Origin of the sequence: Kribbella sp. NPDC050281, assembly GCF_040655855.1 — a bacterium.
Taxonomy (GTDB): Bacteria; Actinomycetota; Actinomycetes; order Propionibacteriales; family Kribbellaceae; genus Kribbella.
Window position 1 is genome coordinate 35,639 of the sequence record NZ_JBFAKS010000043.1, and the last position, 22,768, is coordinate 58,406.

Consider the following 22,768-nt stretch of genomic DNA (forward strand, 5'->3'; position numbering starts at 1 on the left):
CGCCCATCGGGTCAGCCGGCTTTGAGGACCTGCTGGGCTTTGGTGACGGCGGCTTCGGTGGCGGCCTCGAACTCCGAGCCCTGTCCGGCCAGCACGCCGACCGAGACGATGACGTCGTTCACGCCGGTGATCGCGGCCGTGTACTCCAGGCCGCGCTTCGGGCCGCTCGTGCCGGTCAGGCGGAACGCGAACGGGCCGGTGCCGGCCTTCGGCGCGGAGATCTCCTCGACCTTCATCGACGTGCTGCTCTCGCCCTCGACCTTGAGGGAGACCTTCGAGCAGGACGAGACCGCGTCGTCGTAGGTCTCGCGCAGGTCCGCGACCTTCGTCGCCGTACCCATCGAGTCCAGGCCGAAGTCGATGTACGGACCCTCCTGGCCGCCGGAGAACGAGCGGGTGACGCTGGCCTTCGCACCGGGCGCCTTGGTGGCGTTGAGGTACTTCACCAGCGTCTTGCACCTGCTCGTCGGCGACGAGAACGGCTTCGAGGTGTCCTCGGGGTCTTCCTTCTCCTGCGAGAACCCGGTCGGCAGGTCGCTCAGCGCGAGCAGGGCCCGGGTCAGCTCGGCGGACGAGCGGGTGACCGGACCGGTCGGTTTCTCACTCGGTGCCGATGAAGTCACGCTCGGTGCCGGTGTGGTCCCAGCGGGAGTCGAGGGTGCTGCTGCGTTCTTCTTGTCGTCCCCACCGCAGGCGGTGAGCGACAGGCTGAGAGCAGCGGCGAAGGCAAGCGGGAGCGACACGAACCTGGTCATGGACCTTCCAAACCCTGTCAGAACCGTGGGCCGAGCGCGCCCTCCGGTGGCCGAGCAGGCAGCAGCGTACCTGACGCGTCAGCCCAGTCGGTGCCGTGTCAGGCCGTGTCTGGGCAGGTCGTGTCTGGGCGGGCCGTGTCTGGGCGGGTCGATCAGAACCGGTGCGAGCGGAGGTGGATGTTCTCCAGCAGCCCGACCGCGAGCAGGCCCGCGAACATCGACGATCCGCCGTAGGAGACGAACGGCAGCGGCAGACCCGTGACCGGCATGATCCCGAGCGTCATCCCGATGTTCTCGAACGCCTGGAACGCGAACCAGCAGACGATGCCGGTCGCCACCAGCCGGCCGAACGCGTCCCGCGCGTTGATCGCGATCCGCAGCCCGCGGAACAGCACCAGCGCGAACAGCGCGATGATCGCACCGGCCCCGATCAGGCCGAGCTCCTCCCCCGCCACGGTGAAGACGAAGTCGGTGTGCTGCTCCGGCACGAACGCGTTCTGGGTCTGGCTGCCGTGGAACAGCCCTTGGCCGAAGATCCCGCCGTTGCCGATCGCGATCCGAGCCTGGTTGACGTTGTAGCCGATGCCCTGCGGATCCTGCGACGGGTCCGCGAACGCGATGAACCGGGCCAGCTGATAGTCCTTCAGCACCTGCAGCTTGATCGCCACCGAAGCCACCACGACGCCCGCGGTGATCAGCCCGAGCATCCAGCGCTTCGGTACGCCGGACACCGCGATGATCCCGAACACGATCGCCCCCAGCACCATCACCGTGCCGAGGTCGGGCTGCAGCATCACCAGGATCACGGGTATGCAGGCGACCGCGATCGCCTGCGCGACGTCGACGGTCCGGGCCGTGTCGTTGTGGTCGGTCTCGCCTTTCTCCGCGATCAGCAGCGCCATCCCGACGATCACCGCGAGCTTGGCGAACTCGCTCGGCTGGATCGACATCCAGGGCAGCTGGATCCACGAGCGCGAACCGTTGATCACCGCGCCGACCCCGGGCACCAGGACCAGGATCAGCCCGACGATCGAGGCGGCGTACAGGACCGGAGCGAGGATGCGGACTCGGCGGTGATCGGTGACAGCGGCGCCGACGGCGAGCACCAGGCCGATGGCGAAGTTCAGCGCATGCCGGGCGAGGAACGCATACTGGTTGCCGTCGGTGAGCGAGGTGCGGGCGTGCGTCGCGGACCAGATCAGTACGGCGCCGATCGCCGACAGCGCGACGACACCGAGGACAAGGATCCAGTCCACCTGCCACACCGTCGACCGCCGGTCCATCCGCGGCCGGGTCCGGATCGGGCTCAGCAGTGCCATGTCGAGGCCCTCACCGTTCCGGGGTCTGCTGGCCGGCCGGCGGGGCGGGCTTGATGTTGTAGAGGGTCTCGTAGATCTTGCGGACCGCGTCACCACCGGCGCCCGAACCGGTGCCGGCCTGGCTCAGCATCATCACCACGGCATAGCGATCCGTGTACGACGCGAGCCACGAGGTCGTCTGCTTGCCGTAGACCTCAGCCGTACCGGTCTTGGCCCGGACCGGGATCTGGTCGACCGGGAACCCGTTGAACTTCCAGGCCGCCGTACCGGACTTGACCGTCTCCTGGAGGGCCTTGTCGATGTAGCGCAGGGTCGACGACGGCACCGGCAGCTTCGCCTTCACCGTGGGCTTGATCTCGTGCTTCTTGCCATTCGCACCGATCCACGACTGCACCACCCGCGGCTCGTACAACGTGCCGCCGTTGGACAGCGCCGCGTAGACCGAGGCCAGCTGCAGTGGCGTGACGGTGGTGTCGCCCTGGCCGATGGCGAAGTTCACGGCGTCACCGGCACGGTACTTGTAGCCGTCGACGCAGAACTCGCGGGAGAACTGCTTGAGGAACGCCGACGTACCGGCCGGCGGGTTCTGCGCCAGCTTGCAGTAGTAGTCCTTCTGCGAGTCGTAGTACTGCTTCTTCCACTTGCGGTCGGCGATCCGGCCGCTGACCTCACCGGGCAGGTCGACGCCGGTCGGTGTACCGAGGCCGAACTTCTGCGCCATCTCCACCAGCGGGTCGTGGGTGTTCACGTCGGTGGAGTTGCCGCCCTCCTTCAGCCAGAGCGCGTAGGCGATCCGGTAGAAGAACGTGTCGCAGGACAGCGCCAGCGCCTGGTTGAAGCCGATCATCCCGTACGACGCGGACTCGTAGTTCTTGAACCGGCGGTTGCCGACCTCGAAGTACGAGGAGCAATCGAGCCGGGTCTTCGGGCTGTACCCGGCGCCCATCGCGGCGGCGGTGGTGATCGGCTTGAACGTCGATCCCGGTGCGAGCTGGCCCTGCAGGGCGCGGGAGACCAGCGGGGTGCCGGACTTCGTCGAGTACAGCCCGTCCAGCTCGCGCTGGGTGATGCCGCCGACCCAGACACCCGGGTCGTAGGTCGGGTAGCTGGCCATCGCGACGACCCGGCCGGTCTTGGTGTCCAGCACGACCGCGGCACCGGAGTCGGCGACGTACTTGCGCTTGGTGACCGGGTCGGTCTGCTTGCGCGCGGTCATGATCGCGCTCTTGAGCTGCGTCTCGACCGACGCCTGGATCCGGGCGTCGATGCTGGTCACCAGCGTGGCGCCCGGGACCGGCGCGGTCTGCTTCTGGATACCGGTCGTGTACCCGACCGCGTCGACGATGACGTCCTTGACGCCAGGGGTGCCGCGCAGGAGTTGGTCGTAGGTGCGCTCGACTCCGGCCCGGCCAACGAGGTCCGACCGGTGCGGGACCGAGTCCTGACCGGCCTTGTCCAGAGCCTCCAGCTCCTCGGTCGTGATCGGCGACAGATAGCCGAGGAGGTGGGCCGCGTTCACCTTGTACGGCTCGGGGTACGCACGCAGGGTCTGCGACTCGGCGGCGACACCGGGGAAGTCCTCGCGGCGCTCCATCACCTCGATCGCAACCTGCTCGCTGACGTCCTTCGCCACCGGGATCGGCTGGTACGGCGTGCCGTTCCAGCAGGCGGGTGGTTTCGACGCGCCGGGCTCGCCGCAGAGCATCGTGCGTGCCTTGAGGTCCTTCGGCTTCTGGCGGAGCACCTTCGCCAGGCGGGCGAGCACCGCGTTCTGCTGGCTGTCCGGCAGCTTCGCCAGCACCGACCGGTCGACCGTGATCACCAGCGAGACCCGGTTGCCGACCAGAGTGCGGCCCGCGGCGTCCACGATCGTGCCGCGTGGCGCCGGCACCAGGACCTGACGGGTGTGGTTCTGCGTCGCGGCCTGGGTGTAGTCCTCGTTGGACATCACCTGCATGTACCAGAGCCGGGCGAACAACGTGCACAGCAGGGAGAAGACCAGCACGCCGATCACGAACAACCGCAACCGGGCCTTCAGCGGTGCCTCGAAGCCGTCGAAGCTCATGGCAGGACCCGGCGGCGCTCGCGGGCCGGGACCACGCGGCCCATGATCCACATGACCAGGGGGATGACGACGATCGCGCCGACGACGTCGTACCCGGCGGCGATGCCGAGGCGGACACCGAACTCGCCCCAGTCGACCGATGGATCGTGCAGCAGCGAGCCGGTCGCGCAGTAGATGAACAGCGACACGGCAGTGCCCAGCACCACGGTCACCGCGACCCCGAGCGGCCCGACCGGGCCGGTCGACGTCTCGCGACGGATCAGACCGGCCACGTACCCGGCGATCGCGAGCGCCAGCGCCCACCGCCCGGCGGTGTGATCAGCGGGAGGTACGACGTCGAGCAGCAGACCACCGGCGAACCCGGCGATCGCTCCCCACTCCGGCCCGCGGGACAGAGCGAGCGCGATCACCACGATCAGCACGAGGTCGCAGGTCACGCCCGCGACCGCGATGTTCGTCAGCACAGAGGTCTGCACGGTGACGGCCACCATCAGGAACAGGGCGGCCAACCCGATGCGCAGTGCGATCACGTCAGTTCACCTTCCCTTCTGTGGTCGACACCTTCGGCGAAGGCGTTGGTGTGAGCTGGGCGCGCGGCGGCCGGGCCGGTGGTCCGGTCACCACGCCGACCGTGTCGATCCGGGTCGGATCGACGTACGGCCTGATCGTCGCGGTGGACCCGAGAGCGCCCTCGTTCGCCGTCACCGAGGTGACGACGCCGATCGGCACCCCCGGCACGTACGGCGCGTTGTCGCTGGAGCCCCAGGTGACGATCTTGTCCCCCGCCTTGGGCCGCGCCTTCAGGTCGACGAGGTGGTAGTCGAGCAGGCCCGCGACGTCGCCGCGGCCGGAGACGAAGCCGAGCGCCATCGAGGCGTTCAGCCGGCCGCCCACGGTCGACTTCCGGTCGCCGATCAGCAGCACGGTCGCGGTCGCCTGGGTGGTCCGCACCACCCTGCCGACCAGACCGTTCCCGTTCAGCACGGTCATGTCGACGTGCACGCCATCCGCCGTACCGGCGTCGATCGTGACCGTGTGGTTGAAGCTCTGGGCGCTGCCGATCCCGATCACCCGGGCAGGTGTCATGGTGAACGCGGGTGCGAGCTTGAGCAGTTTGTCCAGCTCGGCGGCCCGGTTGCGGGCGTAGTCGGAGGAGTTCAGGTCCCGGGTGAGCGACTCGTTGTCCTTCTTCAGTTTTTCGTTCTCGTCCCTCAACCTATCCATTTCGGCGAACCGGTCGCGGAGGTTGTCCACAGGCTGCCGCGCCGAGCTGGCGGTCGACTCGAGCGGGCCGAACACCCCGGCCGCGGCCTCCCGCAACGGCTCCACCGGGGAGCCGGCCGAGCGCCGGGCGTCGAGCACGATCAGCGTGAAGCAGGCCAGGATGACCAGGACCAGCACGGTCCGGCGCCGGCGGATCTCCCGCGGCAGACCGGCCGAACGGACCAGGCCCCTGGCGGGGGTGCCGAGGTCTTTGAGCATGGGTCAGCGTCCCTCGGGCGTCAGCGCCTGTTGTCGGTGACCAGGATGCGGTTCAGGGTCTCGATGTTGTCGACGCACTTGCCGGCACCGAGCACGACGGCGTCCAGCGGGTTCTCGGCGACGTGGATCGGGATGCCGGTCTCGTGCCGCAGCCGCTCGTCCATCCCCTTGAGCAGCGCACCGCCGCCGGTCAGCACGATGCCACGGTCGACGATGTCGCCGGCCAGCTCCGGCGGGGTCTTGTCCAGGGTGGCCTTGACCGCGTCGACGATCGCGGTGATCGGCTCCTCGATCGCCTGCCGGATGTTCGAGGACGAGACCTTCACGGTCCGCGGCAGGCCGGAGACCATGTCCCGGCCGCGGATCTCGCTGTCCGGACCGTCCGTGGTCGGGAACGCCGATCCGATCGTCATCTTGATCTGCTCGGAGGTGGCCTCGCCGAGCAGCAGCGAGTACTCCTTCTTGCAGTAGTTCACGACCGCCTTGTCGATGGCGTCGCCGGCCACCCGGATCGACTGGCTGGTGACGATGCCGCCGAACGAGATGACCGCGACCTCCGTCGTACCGCCGCCGATGTCGACGACCATGTTGCCGGTGGCATCGCGGACCTCGAGGTTCGAGCCGAGCGCGGCCGCCATCGGCTCCTCGATGATGTAGACCTTGCGGGCTCCGGCCATGTACCCGGCGTCGCGGACCGCGCGCTGCTCGACCGCAGTGATCCCGGACGGCACGCAGACCACGATCCGCGGCTTCGCGAAGTACCGGCGCCGGTGCACCCGCTGGATGAAGTACCGCAGCATCTGTTCGGCGGCGTCGAAGTCGGCGATGACGCCGTCCTTCAGCGGCCGGATCGCGGTGATGTTGCCGGGGGTCCGGCCGATCATCTTCTTCGCCTCGTGCCCGAACGCGACCGCCTCGCGCGGCTCGTCGGTCCTGGTCGCCACCACCGATGGCTCGTTCAGCACCACGCCGCGACCGCGGACGTAGACCAGAGTGTTCGCCGTACCCAGATCGACCGCCATGTCGCGGCCGAGCATGCTGTTCGCCACCGCGGCACCTCCCACTCGGTCCCCGATCAGGCTAAGCGCCGCCCGCGCTCACCCCATGGACCGACACGTTCCGTCCGCCCAGGCACGTATCGTATCCATTCCTGCACAAGCAGTCGGCAGCGGCCTCCGCCCCCGCCTCCAGTGTCACTCAGGGTAGGTCGGGGAACCAGATCTTGATCTCACGCTCGGCCGATTCGGGCGAATCGGAGCCGTGGACGAGGTTCTCGCGGTTGGAGAGGGAGAAGTCGCCGCGGATGGTGCCGGGGGCGGCCTTGCGGCCGTCGGTGGCGCCGTTCAGGAGGCGGACGACCTCGACCGCCTCGTCACCCTCGAGGACCAGGGCGACCAGCGGGCCACTGGTGACGAAGTCCCGCAGCGGCGGGTAGAAGTCGCGCTCGACGTGCTCGGCGTAGTGCTGGTCCGCCTGCTCGCCGTCGATCGTGCGCTGGTCCATCGCGACGATCCGGAGCCCCTTGGCCTCGAACCGGCCGAGGATCTCGCCCACCAGGCCACGGCGAACCGTGTCGGGCTTCAGCAGGACCAGGGTGCGCTGCGACATCTGTCAACTCTCTCTCGAAGTAGTTCGGGCCGCTGAGCCTAGCTGTTTTACCCCTGCTGCGCCTGCTGGGCTTTCGCTTCGTCGATCCGGCGGCCGAGCACGAACGCCGCCACCCAGAAGCCCGCGAACGCCAGTCCGAGCACGAACATCACCGGTACGACGAAGCCGAGGCCGATTGCGCCGACCTGGACCACTGAGCCGAGGATGTAGCCCACCTGGTTGCGCAGCAGCCCGGCCGCGACGATCGCCAGGACGGCCAGCCCGAGGCAGACGGACAGGGCCACCGCGGGCCGGACGTCGGCGACGGAGATCATCACCGGCGTGGCCAGCGCCAGCACCAGCGACTCGAACCCGAGCACGATCGAGGCGAGCGACCTCATTGGTCGGCCTGCTTCGGCTTGCGGACCAGCAGCGTGCGCGCCTCGCCCGCGGTGATGACAGACCCGGTGATCAGTACGCCGCCCGTACCCATGGCGATCGCGTTCTCCTCGGCCAGCCGGATCGCGTCGTCGATCGCGTCGATCAGGTGCGGCCGGACCAGCACCCGGTCCTCGCCGAACACCTCGATCGCCAACTCACCCAGTTCCTCGGCCGGCATCGAGCGCTCGACGAAGCTGTTCCGGGTGCACACGACCGTCTCCATGATCGGTTCGTACGCCTCCAGCAGGCCGTACACGTCCTTGTCCTTCATACAGCCCAGTACGCCGATCAGCGGCTGGAACGCGAACGCCTCGGAAACGGTGGCCGCGGTCGCCTCGGCCCCGTGCGGGTTGTGCGCGGCGTCGACGATGATCGTCGGGCTGGTCCGGACGACCTCCATCCGGCCCGGGCTGGTGACCTGTGCGAAGCCGGCCTGCAACAGTTCGGTGGTGACGCGGTCCTCGTGCTCCGGCCCGGCGCCGAGCAGCGCCTCGACGGCAGCGACCGCGGTGGCCGCGTTGTGCGCCTGGTACTCACCGTGCAGCGGGACGAAGATCTCCTCGTACTCACCGCCGAGTCCCTTGATCGAGATCACCTGCCCGCCGACCGCGAGCGAGCGGCTGGTGAGGCCGAACTCGATCCCCTCCCGGGCGACCTGCGAGCCGACCTCGGCGGCCTTGGTCAGCAGCACCTCGAAGACCTCCAGGCTCTGCTGCGACATCACCGTCGTACCGCCGGGCTTGATGATGCCGGACTTGTCCCGGGCGATGGTGACCGGATCCGCGCCGAGGATGTGCGCGTGGTCGACCGCGACGGGGGTGATCACCGAGACGGTCCCGTCGGCGACGTTGGTCGAGTCCCAGGTACCGCCCAGGCCGACCTCGATCACGGCCACGTCGACCGGAGCGTCGGCGAACACCGCGAACGCCATCGCGGTCATCACCTCGAAGAACGACAGCGGGTGCTCCTGCTCGGCGTCGACCACGTCCAGGTACGGCGCGATCTCGGCGTACGCCTCGGTGAAGCGCTCCTCGCTGATCGGCTCGCCGTCCAGGGTGATCCGCTCCCGGACCGACTCCAGGTGCGGGCTGGTGAACCGGCCGGTCCGCAGCCCCGCCTCGCGGAGCAGGGTGTCGATCATCCGCGCGGTGGAGGTCTTGCCGTTGGTCCCGGTCAGGTGCACCACGGGGTAGGACTTCTGCGGGTCGCCGAGCAGCTCGACGAGCCGCTGGACCCGGTCCAGCGTGGGCTCGATCTTGTGCTCCGGCCAGCGCTGCTGGAGCCGTGCCGACACATCGGCGTAGGTGAGGTCGCTCATCAGGAGACCGAGTCTAGTGAGCCCTGTGGATAAAGCGGTCGGAGCACCCCTTGACAACCACTACGATTGTGCGCATGAGCCAGACGTCCCGCGTTCCAGACAAGCCCAGCCTCGAAGGACTCGAGGAGAAGTGGGCGGCCGTATGGAAGGAGCAGCAGACCTACGCCTTCGACCGCACCGCCGAGCGTGCCGACGTGTTCTCCATCGACACGCCCCCGCCGACGGTCTCGGGGTCCCTGCACGTCGGGCACATCTTCAGTTACACCCACACCGATCTGGTCGCCCGCTTCCAGCGGATGCGCGGCAAGAAGGTCTTCTACCCGATCGGCTGGGACGACAACGGCCTGCCCACCGAGCGCCGGGTCCAGAACTACTACGGCGTCCGCTGCGACCCGACCCTGCCCTTCGACCCGGAGTTCACGCCGCCGGCGAAGCCTGACCCGAAGAAGCAGGTCTCGATCAGCCGGCAGAACTTCGTCGAACTGTGCGGTGGGCTCACCCACATCGACGAGCAGGCGTTCGAGGCGATGTGGCGGCAGGTCGGCCTCAGCGTCGACTGGTCGTATCTCTACACCACGATTTCCGAGGACAGCCGCCGTACGTCGCAGCGTGCCTTCCTGCGCAACTTCGCCCGTGGCGAGGCCTACCTGGCCGAGGCGCCGACGATGTGGGACGTCACGTTCCAGACCGCGGTCGCCCAGGCCGAGCTCGAGGCCCGGGAGTACGCCGGTGCCTATCACCGGATCGCGTTCCACGGCGCGGACGGCCCGATCTACATCGAGACCACCCGGCCCGAGCTGATCCCGGCCTGTGTCGCGCTGATCGCCCACCCCTCCGACGAGCGCTACAAGCACCTGTTCGGGACCACCGTGAAGACGCCGCTGTTCGGGGTCGAGGTCCCGGTCCTCGCGCACGAGGCCGCCGAGATGGACAAGGGCGCCGGAATCGCGATGTGCTGCACGTTCGGTGACCAGACCGACATCCTCTGGTGGCGCGAGCTGCAACTGCCGGTCCGCACCGTCATCGGCCGTGACGGCCGGCTGCTGCGGGACACGCCGCCGTGGCTGGAGGGTTCGGAGCTGTACGCCGAGTTGGCCGGCAAGACCGTCTTCAGCGCTCGCGAGCTGATCGTCGCGAAGCTGCGCGAGAGCGGGGACCTGGACGGCGAGCCGAAGCCGACCCAGCGGATGGCGAACTTCTTCGAGAAGGGCGACAAGCCGCTCGAGATCGTCTCGACCCGGCAGTGGTACATCCGCAACGGCGGCCGGGACGCCGACCTCAAGCAGGAGTTCATCGAGCGCGGCAACGAGCTCGCCTGGGTCCCGGAGCACATGCGGCACCGGTACCTGAACTGGGTCGAGGGCCTGAACGGCGACTGGCTGATCTCCCGCCAGCGCTTCTTCGGCGTCCCGTTCCCGGTCTGGTATCCGATCGACGCCGAGGGTGAGCCGGACTACGACCACCCGCTGATGCCGAGCGAGGCGGAGCTACCGATCGACCCGACCTCGCAGGCTCCGCGGGGGTACGACGAGAGCCGGCGCGGCAAGCCGGGCGGGTTCGAGGCCGACCCCGACGTGATGGACACCTGGGCCACCTCGTCGCTGACCCCGCACATCGTCTGTGGCTGGGAGCGGGACGACGACCTGTTCGCCCGGACGTTCCCGATGGACCTGAACACACACGCCCACGAGATCATCCGGACCTGGCTGTTCTCCCGCATCGTCAGGGCGCATTTCGAGAACGGCACGCTCCCATGGGCGCGCTCGATGATCTCAGGCTTCGTCGTCGACCCGGACCGCAAGAAGATGTCCAAGAGCAAGGGCAACGCGGTCGTCCCGTCCGAGATCCTGAACAAGTTCGGCTCGGATGCGGTCCGGTGGCGGGCCGCGATGGCGCGGCCGGGGCTGGACTCGCCGTTCGACGAGTCGCAGATGAAGGTCGGTCGCCGGCTGGCGATCAAGGTCCTGAACGCGTCGAAGTTCGTGCTCAGCTTCGGCGCGTCGACGGTGGACCCGGCGGCGGTCACCGAGCCGGTCGATCTGGCGATGCTGCAGCAACTGCGGTCGGTTGTCACCGACGCGACCGCCGCCTTCGAGCGGTACGACTACACCGGTGCGCTCGAGGTCACCGAGCGGTTCTTCTGGACGTTCTGCGACGACTACGTCGAGTTGGTGAAGGAGCGCGCGTACGGCGGTCAGGGTGACGCCGGCGCGGCCTCGGCGAAGGCAGCGCTGGCTGTCGCGTTGTCGGTCCAGTTGCGGCTGCTCGCGCCGTACCTGCCGTTCGCGACCGAAGAGGTGTGGTCGTGGTGGCAGGAGGGTTCGATCCACCTGACCCGCTGGCCGGAGCCGGATGTCGACCTCACGGTCGCGGCGCAGGAGCCCGAGGTGCTGGATGCGGTCTCCGAGGTGCTTGCGGGCATCCGCGGGGCCAAGTCCGCTGCGCAGGTCTCGATGAAGACCGAGGTCAGCAAGGTCGAGGTCAGCGGCCCGGCCGCCCGGCTCACGCTGGCGGAGCGGGCGGAGCCCGACCTGCGGGCCGCGGGCCGGATCACCGGTGAGATTGTCTGGCATGCGGACGAATCCGACTCGGTCACCGTGGTCGCGACGCTCTGAGTTGTACTTGGATGGTGCCCGTCTCCCGTCGGGAAGGCGGGCACCATTCGTTTGCAGACAACGACTACGCTGCGGAATCACGTTGTTCCGATGTGACACCATCGGGCCGAACCGTGCGTCCTGCCAGTCCTGAGGAGCCTGTATGAGCGACCCCACCACCCCGGACCCCACGTCCAAGGCTTCTACCACCACGGCCGCCGACATGGCGGACACCGCAGAACTGGCCAAGGTCGAGGACCCCAAGCCCACGAAGGCCGATGCGGAGACGGCTGCTGCGAGTGAGAAGGCTGGGACGGGCGAGAAGGGTGATGCGCCTGCGAAGGCTGCGGCTGGGGAGAAGGGCGCGACTCGGGAGAAGGCTGCGACTGGCGAGAAGGTCGCGGCTGGGGAGAAGGCTGCGGCTCGGGAGAAGGTCGCGGCTGGGGAGAAGGTCGCGAAGAAGAAGTGGTGGCGGCGGATTCGCCGGGGTCCCTGGGTGACTGTGGGCGGGATCCTGGTCGTGCTGCTGGTGCTGGCGCTGCTGGGCTACATCTGGGGCCTCGGGCCGCTCAACAGGCTGAACACGGAGCGCGGGATCACCCCGCCGGCCAAGCTCGCGGGTCTTGACCGGATCACGGATCAGGAAATCCGCGGACAGCTCCAGCTGGACCAGACCCGCGAGGCGCTGAGCCGCATCAACGACGGGAAGCAGGCAACGGTCGAGGCGTACGGGAACCTTGACGGCAATCGGATGTTCGTGGTGATCGCCCTGCGCGGCAAGGTCGACATCGACAAGACCCTCGCCGACTCCGGTGCCACCCCCGACCAGATCAAGCGAGTCGGCCACGCCACCTGCGTCGAGTCGGCCGGCAACCTGCCGACCCAGTGCTACCGCGGCTCCAACACGCTGACCGTGATTGCCCAATCGGGCAACGACGGCGTGGCCGTCGACGCAGTTGCGCCGGTCGCCGAGGAAGCCTTCAACGCGATGAAGTGACCGGTCAGCTGAGCAATCCGGCGATCGCGGTCATGATCGGAATCGACAGCAGCGTGCTGATCAGCACGGCACTCCGCGCGAGAGTCCGGCTGCTGCGGTAGTGAACGGCGTACACGTAGACGTTCTGGGCAGTCGGTAGTGCGGCCAGCAGGGTCGGCGCGAGGAGCGCGATCCCGTGCAGGTCGAGCACCCACCGTCCGAAGACATACGCGGCGATCGGTTGCAGGACCGTCTTGAGCACCACGGCGAGTACGACGTCCCGCCGCAGGCTGATCGAGTCCTTCGTTCCGCCACTCAAGCTCAGCCCGTACGCCACCAACGCGACCGGCACCGCAGCAGCCGCCACAAGGTCGATCGGCCGCATCAGCAACGAAGGCAGCTGCACACCGAGCGCAGCCACCAGCAGCCCGAGCAGCGACGCCACGGTCAACGGATTCCGCAACGGCCGCGTCACCACGGCCCGCAACGACACCCGCCGCCCGGATCCCTGCCGATCACCGTCCAGTACGGCGAACGCCACCGGAGCCATCACCAGCAATTGGAACAACACGATCGGCGCAACCAACGCCCCGTCTCCCAGCACGTACGCCGCCACCGGTACGCCGAGGTTGCCCGCGTTCACGTACGACGACGCGAGGACACCGATCGTCGCCTGAGATCTCGTCCGCCGCCAGATCACCGCAGCGACCAGCAGAAACACCAACTGCACCACGAACAGACTGGCCACGTTGGTGAGCAGGACGACCGAGAAGATCGCGTGCAGGTCCGCCCGCGCCACCGTCGTGAACAACAGCGCCGGCGTGGCCACGAAGAACGCCATCCGCGACAAAACCAACTCGTCCTGCGCCCGCAGTACGCCGATCAGTCCGACGACGTACCCCAGCACCGCAACAGACACCAACGCGACGAAGGCACCGACGACAGCGGACATCGCGGTCAGGCACTCGAGGACGTCGGCACGTGCGGATCGTAGATGACAACGCATCCCCCGCCCCCGCCCCGCTCAGTCCTCGGACAGGTGACGAAACCGTTAACCTGTCAGATGCTGACGAGACAGCGCCTTGAGCGGAAAGATTCCACCATCGACGAACAGGATGGTGACCATGACTCTTTCCCCTCGAACTGTGCGTGGTGCGCTGGCGACCGTGGTCGTGGCGGCCGCCACGATCGGCGTCGCACTCCCCCTCAACGCGACCGCCGCGACCGCCGGCGGCAGTGGACTGCCGCTCGGCGACCCTGATCTGGCCGAGACCCGCAGCAGCCAGGAGCTGGCGCGCGGCGTGACGCTGACGCGGATCGTGCGCGGGACCGAACCGGCCCCCGCCGACCAGATCAACACGACGACCCGGGGACCGTGGGTCGTCAGCGTGCTGACGATCGATCCCCGCAAGGCGAAGGGCCATCTGCAGGCGACGTACGGGCCGGATCTCGCGAGGGTCGAGAAGACCTCGGACCTGGTCCGGTCGGCGGGCGCGGTGGCCGGCGTCAACGCGTCGTTCTTCACCTTCACCGCAGACCCGCTGTACCCGGGCGACCCGGTCGGCCTCGGCATCTCCGACGGCAAGCTGCTGAGCGAGCCGCTGACCGACCCGGCCGAGGCCAACCTGCTGATCGATGCCAAGAGCAACAAGGTGATCGCCGGGCACCTGCAGTGGTCGGGCGAGGTGCGGAACCGCGCGACACACGCCGAACTACCGCTCGAGTTCGTGAACCACCGGCCGGTGATCCCGGCCGACTGCGCGAGCCTGCCGGACCAGACCACCTGCGCGTCCCCGGGTGACGTCGTACTGTTCACGCCCGAGTTCGCCGCGGCGACTCCGGCCGGTGCGGGCGTCGAGGTTGTACTCGACCGGCGTGGCTGCGTGGTCAGCACCGCGACGACGCGGGGCACGAGCCTGAAGGCCGGCCAGACGTCGCTGCAGGCGACCGGGCAGGACACCGTCGCGCTGCTGAACGTGGCGTCGGGCGGATGCCTCGACCGCGACCTCAAGGTGTCGAACGAGGACGGCGACAAGGTCCCGCTGCGCAGCGGCCTGTACGGCGTGACCGGTCGCTACCGGCTGACGGCCAACGGCGAGATCGTCGTACCGGACGGGTCCGGGAGCTTCTTCGACCGGAACCCGCGGACGATCGCGGGCACGACGCCGGACGGCAAGATCGTGCTCGCGACGCTCGACGGACGGCAGACCACGAGTGTCGGGACGACGATGGACGAGACGGCCGCGGTCGCGCAGTCGCTGGGGCTGCGGAACTCCATCAACCTGGACGGCGGCGGGTCGACCGCGATGGCGCTGCAGGACGGCACCCTGGTCAACCACCCGAGCGGTACCGGCGGCGCCGAGCGCGCGGTCGGCGACGCGATCGTCTTCGTCCCCGGCCACTGAGCATCCTGACGACTGAGCACTGAGCACTGAGCACTGAGCACTGAGCACTGAGCACTGAGCACTGAGAAGGCTCGCACGTTCGTGAGACGCTGAGCGGGTGCGACTACGGCTGCTGCTGTGCACGACCGTCCTCCTCGGGACGGCCGGATGCGGCGGCGGCCAGACGAAGGAACCGGCCACAACCGCACCCGCCAGCATCTCCGTGACCAGCCAGGCGTTCCGCGAGGGCGGTTCGATCCCGCGCAAGTACACCTGCGACGGCGACGACGTCTCACCGCCACTCGCGTGGAAGAACGTGCCGCAGAACGCCGGCGCCCTCGCCGTTGTCGTCGACGACCCGGACGCACCCCGCGGCACGTTCACTCACTGGGTCCTGCTCGACCTCGAGCCGACCACAACCTCCCTCGCAGAAGGCGAAACGCCGCCCGGCGCCAGACAAGCGAAGAACTCGGCGGGCGGGGCCAAGTACTACGGCCCCTGCCCGCCGAGCGGCACACATCACTACCGCTTCACCATCTACGCCCTCTCCGAGGCAACCGCCCTCCCCAACGGCGCCGACCTCGAAGAAGCCCTCAACGCCATCGACGACAGAACCCTCACCCGCGGCCGCCTCACCGGACTGTTCTCCCGCTGAGCACCATCAGCGGACCCGCAGCGTGACGTCCACCGGTTTGGCCAGGTACGGCGTGTTCTCCCCGATCCAAACACCCGCCGAGTAGGCACCGGCCTTCAGACCAGCGGCGTTCACCCGCACCGTCACCGTGACGCTCCGGCCCGGAGCCAACGTCGTCGGTGAACCGGTGACCGACATCCACGGCACATCCGTCTCGCCACACGCGCCGTACGTCGGCAACTGTTCCGCCGAGTCGACCGGGATGAACCCGGACTTGGCCGATCCACCGATCCGGTTCAGCCCGCACGCGCTACCACCGCGGTAGAGGACATGCCGGGACGGAGCGAGCGCGGACCACCGGTCGGTCGCCGGGTCGTAGGAGAACCCCTCGTTGGTGATGGCACCGGTCGTGCCGCCACCGGAGACCACGGTGGTGATCCCGCCGGAGACCAGCAGCCGTCCGTACGACTCGGTGTAGCCCATCCCCCACAGGTCGATCGGCAGATCGGCCTTCTTCGTCCACACGTTCGTCGCCGGGTCGTACGCGAACGTGCTCTGCGAGATGGCCCCACCGCGCCGGATCCCGCCGGCGCAGTACACCTTCCCCTCGAGCACTCCACAGGCCCGATGCCCGCCCGGCTCCGGGTAGTCCGCGAGTACGTCCCAGGTGTTGGTGGCCGGGTCGTACCGCCGGACGTTCCTCGAGTCGCACGCGTTCGAACATCCGCCGACCAGATACAGCTTGCCGTCCAGGACCGTCCGGCCCGCGGCCGCCTGAGCGTCCGGCGCGTCGGCCAACCGCGTCCAGGTGTCGGTACGACGGTCGTAGCCGAACGTGCCCTTCGACGGGACGAGGTCGGGACCCCAGCCGCCGCTGACGTAGAAGGTGTCACCGATGAACGCCCCGGCCGCGTTCTCCCGGCCGTCCGGAAGATCCGCGATCGGCGACCACTCCTGCGTCGATGGGTTGTAGACATAGCCCTTCGCGGTGGTCAGCCGCCCGTCGACGCCGCCGACGGAGTACACCAGCCCGCCGACCTCACCAACGGTGTTGTCCATGATCCGGGTCGGGTAGTGAGTCAGATCGACCCACGGCCCGGCCGCCGGCGCCCCGGACCCGTGGCCGTTCCCATCCAAGGCATCGCGTGACAGTGCCAACGGTGAGTAGTCACCTGCCACCCTGGCCACACTGTTGCTGCCAGCAACCAAGGCGCTGTTGCCGGCGGCCACGACCTGCCGTTCGCCGAAGCTGACGTTGGCCGCAGCGGTCCCGGTGTTCTGCACCGTGAACCGGGCTGTCGCGACGCCGCCCGCCTTGACGTCCATGGTCACGGCACCAGGTTTCACAGACAGTTCCCCGGCCGACAGCCGGAGATCGACCCGGCTGATCCGCCGGCTCTGCACCTGCACCCGCTCGGAGCTGTCCTGGTAGTCGACGAAGCTCGTGCCCACCGTCTGACGCCCGGCAGGCGAGAACATCCAGTAGAAGCCGTCGCCCACTCCGCCATCGGCCGGCGTCGCCGCGGTCCGGACGGTCCGATCCGCAAGCTGAACCGATGCGCCGTTGAGCACCGCACCGGTGTTCCGGTCACTGACCTGTCCGAGCACCAGACCCCCGTTTACCGGACCGCAGGTCAGGTCCCCGACGAACACGTCGTCGACCTGCCAGAAGTAGGTGTTGTACTTCGCGTCCCAGTAGTGGAACCGGACCCGGACGCCGTCCTTACCGGCGGCCTGCGGGATCGGTACGACGGTCCGCTCCGGCTGTACGTCATCCGGCTGGTCCAGCACCGTCTGCCAGGTCGTGCCACCGTCCAGACTCAGATCGACGTCGCTGTTCTCGCTCAGTGACTGCAGGTTCTGGCGGAAGGTGATCACCGGCGACTTCCGCCCGCGCAGATCCAGTGCCGGCGACACCAGGCTCGCGTCGAGCACGACTGGATTGCCCGGCGTCTGCCCGATAGCGAACCCGCCGTTGCCGCCGGTCCGGTTCCTCGTCCGGTACGGATCGTCGAACCGCCATCCGTTGTTGGTCCACCCAGCCGGCTGACCGTCATCGAAGTCCGTCGAGACTCCGGCATAGCTGTAGCCAGGGGCAACACACGAGTCCGGATCAACCGTCAGCGACACATCCCGCCTGACATCCTTTCCGCGGACATCGATCGCCACGGAGCCGGCCCGGTACCCCGGATAGACCGCCTCGACCTTGTAGCTGTACGACGCGTTGGCCGGCAACTCGAAGCTGTAGCGACCGTTCTCCGGCTTGGTGTAGAAGACTCCACCCGGCACGTCGTCGACCGTGAGCTTGGCGTACAACGGCCAGCCCTGACCGGATCCGTCCTCGACCGTTCCCGACACTGTGACCCGCGGCAGCGAGCGCAGCCGCACCGCCACCTGAGTCGTCTTCGCCGCGGTGACAGTCACCTGCGCGGTCCCGCCGTCGTACCCGAACGAGGACGCCGCGACGCTGTACGTGCCGACCGGAAGCGGCAGCGAGTACTTCCCGTCGTCGCCGGCCGTGCGCTCCCGGCTGACAGGCCCGCTGATCTTCAACCCGGCCGACGGAATCGCCTTGCCGGTCCGTGAGTCCGTCACCGCGATGGCCAGCGTTCCGGTGTCGCCCACCGGTGCGGAGTCCACCAACGCCAACGCGTTCAACCGGCCCTCGCCGTACACGTTGTTGTCGGCATCTGTCCCGCCACACTGTCCGTCCGGAGTGTCCGCACTGCTCCCGTCGAGCAGGGCGCGCGTCGCGTCGACGTCACCCACCAGCCCAGGGGCCGCCGACCACAGCAGTGCTACCGAGCCGGCCACGTGTGGTGCGGCCATCGAGGTACCACTGGCATAGGCGTAGCCGCCCGGAACGGACGACCGGACGTCGACACCAGGTGCGGACAGGTTCGGTTTGGTGACACCGTCCTGGCCGCCGCCGCGGCTGGAGAAGTCCGCGATCGTGTTGTTCACGTCGTACGCGCCGGTCGAGTAGTTCGACGCCAGGCTGCCCGGTGAGCCGCTGGTGTGGCAGCTGAGGCCGTTGTTCCCGTTGGACCACACCGCGAAGATGCCGGACGCCGCCCACGCCTTGGTGATGTCCTCCATGAACGGATCGTTCGACGGTGTCTCACTGCCCCAGGAGTTGTTGATGATCTGCGGGCGACGGCCGGCGTCGGGGTTCTGCCCGGCGAGGTCGGTCGGCTGCAGCATCCACTGGCCCGACGCGATCAGCGACGCGTCGCTCGGGCAGCACCCGTTCGCCGCGATCCAGTTCGCCTCGGGTGCGACTCCGATGCCGTCGGCGCCGATCATCGTGCCCATCGTGTGGGTGCCGTGACCGTCGTGGTCGCACGGCACCGGTCCGCAGGTGCCGGCCGCGTCGAACCAGTTGTAGTTGTGGTCGAACGTCCCGTCCGGCTTCGTGCCGCGGTACTGCTGGACCAGGGCGGGATGGTCGTACTGCACACCGCTGTCGATGCTGGCGACGGTGATCCCGGCGCCTCGATCGCCGTACTGGTTCCAGACGTCGTCGGCGTTGATGTTCGCGATACCCCACTCGACCGCCGCGGCCTCCTTCGCCGCCGCGGTCTTCTTGTCCAGTTTGGGCGGCTGGTACGACGTCGTGGCGTACAGCCCCTCGACGTCGACCGACGCGGCGAGTTGCTCGGCCATCGCCAAGCTGCCGCCGGTGACGCGGATCGCGTTCGTCGCCCAGAACGCCTGGTACGACGTCCCAGCCGCGTCGAGCTGGGCCCGGATGTCGTGTTGCGACGACTGGGCGGCGCGCTGCAGCGCCTCGGCGACCGCCGTGCCACGCGCCTTCCAGTCGTCGATGGCGGCGGCCTTCGACAGGTCCGGCTGAGTGCCGAACCGGACCCAGAAGGCGACGGGAGCGACCGACTTGCGGGTCAACTGGTCCCGTAGTGCCGGCTGGATCTTGTCCGCCCGTGGCGTCCCGGCCGGCGGTGTCGCCTCCGCTGGATTCGCCCGGGCCGGGGTGCTGAGCAAGGTTGCTAGCAGTGCGATGCAGGCGATGACGGCCGCCCGGATTCTCATATGCCGACCTTCCGTGGAAATGGCAGGGTGGCCGGTGACTTTATGTCGCCTCGGCGGCAGAAAGCGGGGCAAACTGTCGGCACTTTGTGGGCAGATGTCGTCCAGCGACTGGAGAACTTGTTGACTGGAGCCAGGACGTCGGGAGGGAGCCAGATGGACACGGAGTCGTTGCTGGAAAAGCTGGGTCTGTCGAAGACCGAGGCCAAGGTCTACCTCTGTCTGCTCGGCGAGGCGCCACTGCCCGCCGCGACCATCGCCGACCGGACCGGGACCTCGCGCAGCAGTGTCTACCTGGTACTGCGTTCCCTCGTCGACAAAGGACTCATCGACGCCGGCGCCGGCTACAGCAGCCGCTACCACGCCGCTCCCCCGGACCGGGCCTTGGCCGCACTGCTGGAACGCGAGCAGCAGGAGCTCGAGAACCGCAAGCAGCAGGTCGAGCAGGTGTTGCCGGACCTGTCCAAGTTGTTCGAGCAGAGCACCGGCGCGGACGGCGAACTCGTCGAGATCCTCCGCACCCCGAGCCTGGTCGGTCAGCGGTTCGACCGGCTCCAGTCCGAGGCACGCGAGAGCATCGACGTGGTCGTCCGCGGACCGCTCCAGGTCGGCGGCTCGAACGAGGCCGAGCTCGGCGCGCTCCGGCGGGGCGTCCGGGCCCGGGCGATCTACGACAATTCGATCCTCGCCGATCCGGTGGTCGCGAAGAACCTGCGGTCCTGGACGTCGGAGGGCGAGCAGGCGCGAGTGTATCCGGGTGCGCTGCCGATGAAGTTCGCCCTGTTCGACGCGCACACCGTGGTGATGCCGCTGGTCGCGCCGGGGGTCACCGGCGTGGTCGCGATCATCGTCCGCAACCACGAACTCGCGGCCGCACTCGAGTTCCTCTTCGACACGTTGTGGAGCGCCTCCGAACCACTGAAGCAGGGCTGATGGACGCCACCGCCGCTGTCCCGGTCGTCGTCTGTATCGCCAGCAGTCCCGAGGAGCGCAGCCGACTCGCCGCTCAGTTCGACGGCATTGGTGTGCTCGTCGTCGCGTCCGACCCCACTGTCGCCGGTCAGTTCCTCCGCCAGTTCCGCGGATCCGGCGGAGGCCATCCGGCCGGCGACGCGTCCGTCGTACGCGTAGGTGGTCTGCGCCTGGACGATCATGAGGCGACCTGGCACGGCGTGCCGTTGTCGTTGACACCGCACGAGTTGAAGGTTCTCGCGTGCCTGGCGGAGCGGCCCGGCCGGATCTGGACGTACCAGCAACTACACGACCGGGCCTGGGACGGTTCGTACTTCACCGGTCCCGCGGCCGTGCAGTCGGTGATCAAGCGCCTCCGGGCCAAGCTGCGGCAGGCCGGTGTCCTGGTCCACATCGACGCCGCGCGTGGTCTCGGCTTCCGCCTGGTCGACGGGAAGGACCTCCGGCTGATCCGCGGTCAGTAGCCATAGCCCCCGTTGCCGTTGCCGGAGCCGGACGAGGTCGACGGAGCCGGCGAGGGAGCCGCGGCCGTGGTGGTGGCGGCGTGCCAGGTGAAGCTGGCGCCGTCGAACTCGTCGGTCAGGTCCTGGCCCTTGTGCTGGCCCGCCGCGGTGTCGAGGCGGAAGGTGTACAGCGGCTTGCCCTGGAAGGTGAGCTGGCTCTTGCCGGTGTCGGACCGCTGGACGACCCCGAGACCGTCCATAGCCTTGGCCGCGCTGTCCGTTCCCTCGACCGGCATCCAGAATTCCAGGCAGCCGGCCGTGCACTTGATCATGCCGCCGGCCTCCTGATCGGCGAAGTAGACCGTCTTGCCGGCCGGATCGACCAGGGTCTGGCCGATGCCGGTCACGTCCTTGACCGACACGGCGCCGTTCGCCGCGAGGGCAGGTTGGTCACCGGCGGCCTGCTGGTTGCCGCCACCGGCACCGCACGCGGTCAGCGTCGCCAGCGCTGCGGTTGCCCCGAGCAACAGATTGAAAGCTCTCATGGGATGTTCTCCTCTCCGGGTCAACTACGCACGCGCTCCGGAGATGGTTCAGTTGAACCTTTGACGGCTCTGGCGCGTATCTCCTTGTGTGGATGACGAAACGGTGATCCGCGCGCTGTACGACAGGTACCGGCGACCGTTGTTCGGCTACGTCCTGCGTTCGGTGGGCGGCGATCACCAGTACGCCGAGGACATCGTGCAGGAGACGATGGCCCGGGCCTGGACCCATGCGGACCAGCTGGATCCGGAACGGGCCGGTCCGTGGCTGTTCACGGTGGCGCGCAACCTCGTCATCTCCGGGCGGCGCAAACGCGTGGCCCGCGTCACCGAGGTGCCGTTGGACGGGCGGCGCGACCCGGCGGCCGAGGCCGACGACATCGACCGGGTCCTGCAGGCCTGGCAGGTCGCCGAGGTTCTGCACGAGCTGAGTCACGACCACCTGCAGGTGATCGTCGAACTGTTCTACCGGCGGCGGACCGTCGCGGAAGCCGCCGTCCTCCTGGGAATCCCGCCCGGGACAGTGAAGTCGAGGAGCTATTACGCGCTGCACGCGTTGCGGGCCGCGCTGGAGGAACGGGGAGTGACCGGGTCATGAAGTGTCCGGAGACCATCGCTATCGGGGCCTACGTCCTTGGCGCCCTGGACAGCGCGGAGCGCCACGCCACTGATCAGCACCTGCGCACGTGTGCGTCCTGCCGCGAGGCGTTGCTCCAGTTCGCACCTCTCCCCGGCCTTTTGCACTCCGTTCCACCCGAAGACCTCGAGGCGGAGGATCCGGCGCCGCTCCCACTGCCCCCACGTCCGGTACGACGTACCCGTCGGTGGATCCTGGCTGCGGCGGCCACTGTCGCGGTGGTGGCGGCCGGCGGGGTGGTGGGCTGGCAGGCGATCGACACCCCGGACTCGGTGACGTGGACGGCGACGAACGGCGTGGGTGGGATCGACACGACGGCGGAGCTGACCAGCAAGGGCTGGGGTACCGACATCCAGCTGCGGATGAGCGATCTGAAGCCCGGGGAGCACTGCGAGCTCCTCGTCCACGGCCGGGACGGCAGCGTCGAGACCGCGGGCTGGTGGGCGACCACGAGCACCTACAAGGCCAAGGTCCCGGCGAGTACGTCGATCGCGCTGAAGGACATCGAGCGGCTCGAGGTGGTGACCTCCGGGAACACAGTGCTGAGCACGGTGTCCCCGGAGACGCGTTGA

20 protein-coding genes are annotated in these 22,768 nt (G+C 68.5%); 8 read left to right on the forward strand and 12 right to left on the reverse strand.

The window, feature by feature from the left end; genetic code table 11:
* Window positions 1–11 precede the first annotated feature (11 nt).
* From AB0I34_RS35325 to AB0I34_RS35365, 9 genes are all read right to left on the reverse strand, one after another.
* The gene (locus AB0I34_RS35325; protein WP_360453796.1) at window positions 12–755 is read right to left on the reverse strand and encodes a hypothetical protein; all 744 of its coding nucleotides are present in this window, start codon (window positions 753–755) and stop codon (window positions 12–14) included.
* Window positions 756–907: 152 nt separating this feature from the next.
* Window positions 908–2,074, reverse strand: a complete 1,167-nt coding sequence (gene rodA / locus AB0I34_RS35330; protein WP_360453799.1) for a rod shape-determining protein RodA — start codon at window positions 2,072–2,074, stop codon at window positions 908–910.
* Window positions 2,075–2,084: 10 nt separating this feature from the next.
* A complete protein-coding gene (gene mrdA, locus AB0I34_RS35335; protein WP_360453801.1) occupies window positions 2,085–4,139 on the reverse strand; it encodes a penicillin-binding protein 2 in 2,055 nt (684 codons plus the stop codon).
* On the reverse strand, window positions 4,136–4,669 hold the full coding sequence (mreD, locus tag AB0I34_RS35340; protein ID WP_360453803.1) for a rod shape-determining protein MreD: 534 nt from the start codon (window positions 4,667–4,669) through the stop codon (window positions 4,136–4,138). The genes mrdA and mreD overlap by 4 nt, the downstream gene beginning before the upstream one ends.
* 1 nt (window position 4,670) lies before the next feature.
* Window positions 4,671–5,621 carry a rod shape-determining protein MreC gene (gene mreC, locus AB0I34_RS35345; RefSeq protein WP_360453805.1) on the reverse strand — a complete coding sequence of 317 codons (951 nt, stop codon included), beginning with the start codon at window positions 5,619–5,621 and terminating at the stop codon, window positions 4,671–4,673.
* A 20-nt stretch (window positions 5,622–5,641) separates the two neighbouring features.
* On the reverse strand, window positions 5,642–6,658 hold the full coding sequence (locus AB0I34_RS35350) for a rod shape-determining protein (protein WP_131352455.1): 1,017 nt from the start codon (window positions 6,656–6,658) through the stop codon (window positions 5,642–5,644).
* Window positions 6,659–6,818: 160 nt separating this feature from the next.
* On the reverse strand, window positions 6,819–7,229 hold the full coding sequence (gene ndk / locus AB0I34_RS35355) for a nucleoside-diphosphate kinase (protein ID WP_360453807.1): 411 nt from the start codon (window positions 7,227–7,229) through the stop codon (window positions 6,819–6,821).
* Between the two features lie 47 nt (window positions 7,230–7,276).
* Window positions 7,277–7,609, reverse strand: coding sequence for a DUF4233 domain-containing protein (locus AB0I34_RS35360; protein WP_360453810.1), 333 nt, complete (start codon window positions 7,607–7,609; stop codon window positions 7,277–7,279).
* Entirely contained in the window at window positions 7,606–8,967 is a 1,362-nt protein-coding gene (locus AB0I34_RS35365; protein WP_360453813.1) for a folylpolyglutamate synthase/dihydrofolate synthase family protein, read from the reverse strand. The genes AB0I34_RS35360 and AB0I34_RS35365 overlap by 4 nt, the downstream gene beginning before the upstream one ends.
* 74 nt (window positions 8,968–9,041) lie before the next feature.
* Between AB0I34_RS35365 and valS the strand changes: the two genes are divergently transcribed.
* Window positions 9,042–11,582 carry a valine--tRNA ligase gene (gene valS / locus AB0I34_RS35370; protein WP_360453816.1) on the forward strand — a complete coding sequence of 847 codons (2,541 nt, stop codon included), beginning with the start codon at window positions 9,042–9,044 and terminating at the stop codon, window positions 11,580–11,582.
* 142 nt (window positions 11,583–11,724) lie between these two features.
* Window positions 11,725–12,558 carry a hypothetical protein gene (locus AB0I34_RS35375; protein WP_360453819.1) on the forward strand — a complete coding sequence of 278 codons (834 nt, stop codon included), beginning with the start codon at window positions 11,725–11,727 and terminating at the stop codon, window positions 12,556–12,558.
* A 4-nt stretch (window positions 12,559–12,562) separates the two neighbouring features.
* On the opposite strand, the gene AB0I34_RS35380 is transcribed toward AB0I34_RS35375, so the two are convergent.
* Entirely contained in the window at window positions 12,563–13,489 is a 927-nt protein-coding gene (locus tag AB0I34_RS35380) for an AEC family transporter (RefSeq protein WP_360453822.1), read from the reverse strand.
* A 172-nt stretch (window positions 13,490–13,661) separates the two neighbouring features.
* On the opposite strand from AB0I34_RS35380, the gene AB0I34_RS35385 reads away from it, so the two are divergent.
* Both AB0I34_RS35385 and AB0I34_RS35390 read left to right on the forward strand, forming a co-directional pair.
* Entirely contained in the window at window positions 13,662–14,942 is a 1,281-nt protein-coding gene (locus AB0I34_RS35385) for a phosphodiester glycosidase family protein (protein WP_360453825.1), read from the forward strand.
* A gap of 97 nt (window positions 14,943–15,039) precedes the next feature.
* A complete protein-coding gene (locus tag AB0I34_RS35390; RefSeq protein WP_360453828.1) occupies window positions 15,040–15,576 on the forward strand; it encodes a YbhB/YbcL family Raf kinase inhibitor-like protein in 537 nt (178 codons plus the stop codon).
* A gap of 6 nt (window positions 15,577–15,582) precedes the next feature.
* On the opposite strand, the gene AB0I34_RS35395 is transcribed toward AB0I34_RS35390, so the two are convergent.
* Entirely contained in the window at window positions 15,583–19,605 is a 4,023-nt protein-coding gene (locus AB0I34_RS35395; protein ID WP_360453831.1) for a S8 family serine peptidase, read from the reverse strand.
* Between the two features lie 153 nt (window positions 19,606–19,758).
* Here AB0I34_RS35395 and AB0I34_RS35400 point away from each other — a divergent pair, with 153 nt between their 5' ends.
* Window positions 19,759–20,535 carry a helix-turn-helix domain-containing protein gene (locus AB0I34_RS35400; protein WP_360453834.1) on the forward strand — a complete coding sequence of 259 codons (777 nt, stop codon included), beginning with the start codon at window positions 19,759–19,761 and terminating at the stop codon, window positions 20,533–20,535.
* The gene (locus AB0I34_RS35405) at window positions 20,535–21,038 is read left to right on the forward strand and encodes a winged helix-turn-helix domain-containing protein (protein ID WP_360453837.1); all 504 of its coding nucleotides are present in this window, start codon (window positions 20,535–20,537) and stop codon (window positions 21,036–21,038) included. The genes AB0I34_RS35400 and AB0I34_RS35405 overlap by 1 nt, the downstream gene beginning before the upstream one ends.
* Here AB0I34_RS35405 and AB0I34_RS35410 read toward each other — a convergent pair.
* Window positions 21,032–21,562 (reverse strand): hypothetical protein, encoded by a 531-nt coding sequence (locus AB0I34_RS35410; RefSeq protein ID WP_360453840.1) that lies wholly within the window; start codon window positions 21,560–21,562, stop codon window positions 21,032–21,034. The genes AB0I34_RS35405 and AB0I34_RS35410 overlap by 7 nt on opposite strands.
* Before the next feature lie 88 nt (window positions 21,563–21,650).
* Here AB0I34_RS35410 and AB0I34_RS35415 point away from each other — a divergent pair, with 88 nt between their 5' ends.
* A complete protein-coding gene (locus AB0I34_RS35415; protein WP_360453842.1) occupies window positions 21,651–22,157 on the forward strand; it encodes a sigma-70 family RNA polymerase sigma factor in 507 nt (168 codons plus the stop codon).
* Window positions 22,154–22,768, forward strand: coding sequence for a zf-HC2 domain-containing protein (locus tag AB0I34_RS35420; protein ID WP_360453844.1), 615 nt, complete (start codon window positions 22,154–22,156; stop codon window positions 22,766–22,768). Before AB0I34_RS35415 ends, AB0I34_RS35420 begins: the two co-directional genes overlap by 4 nt.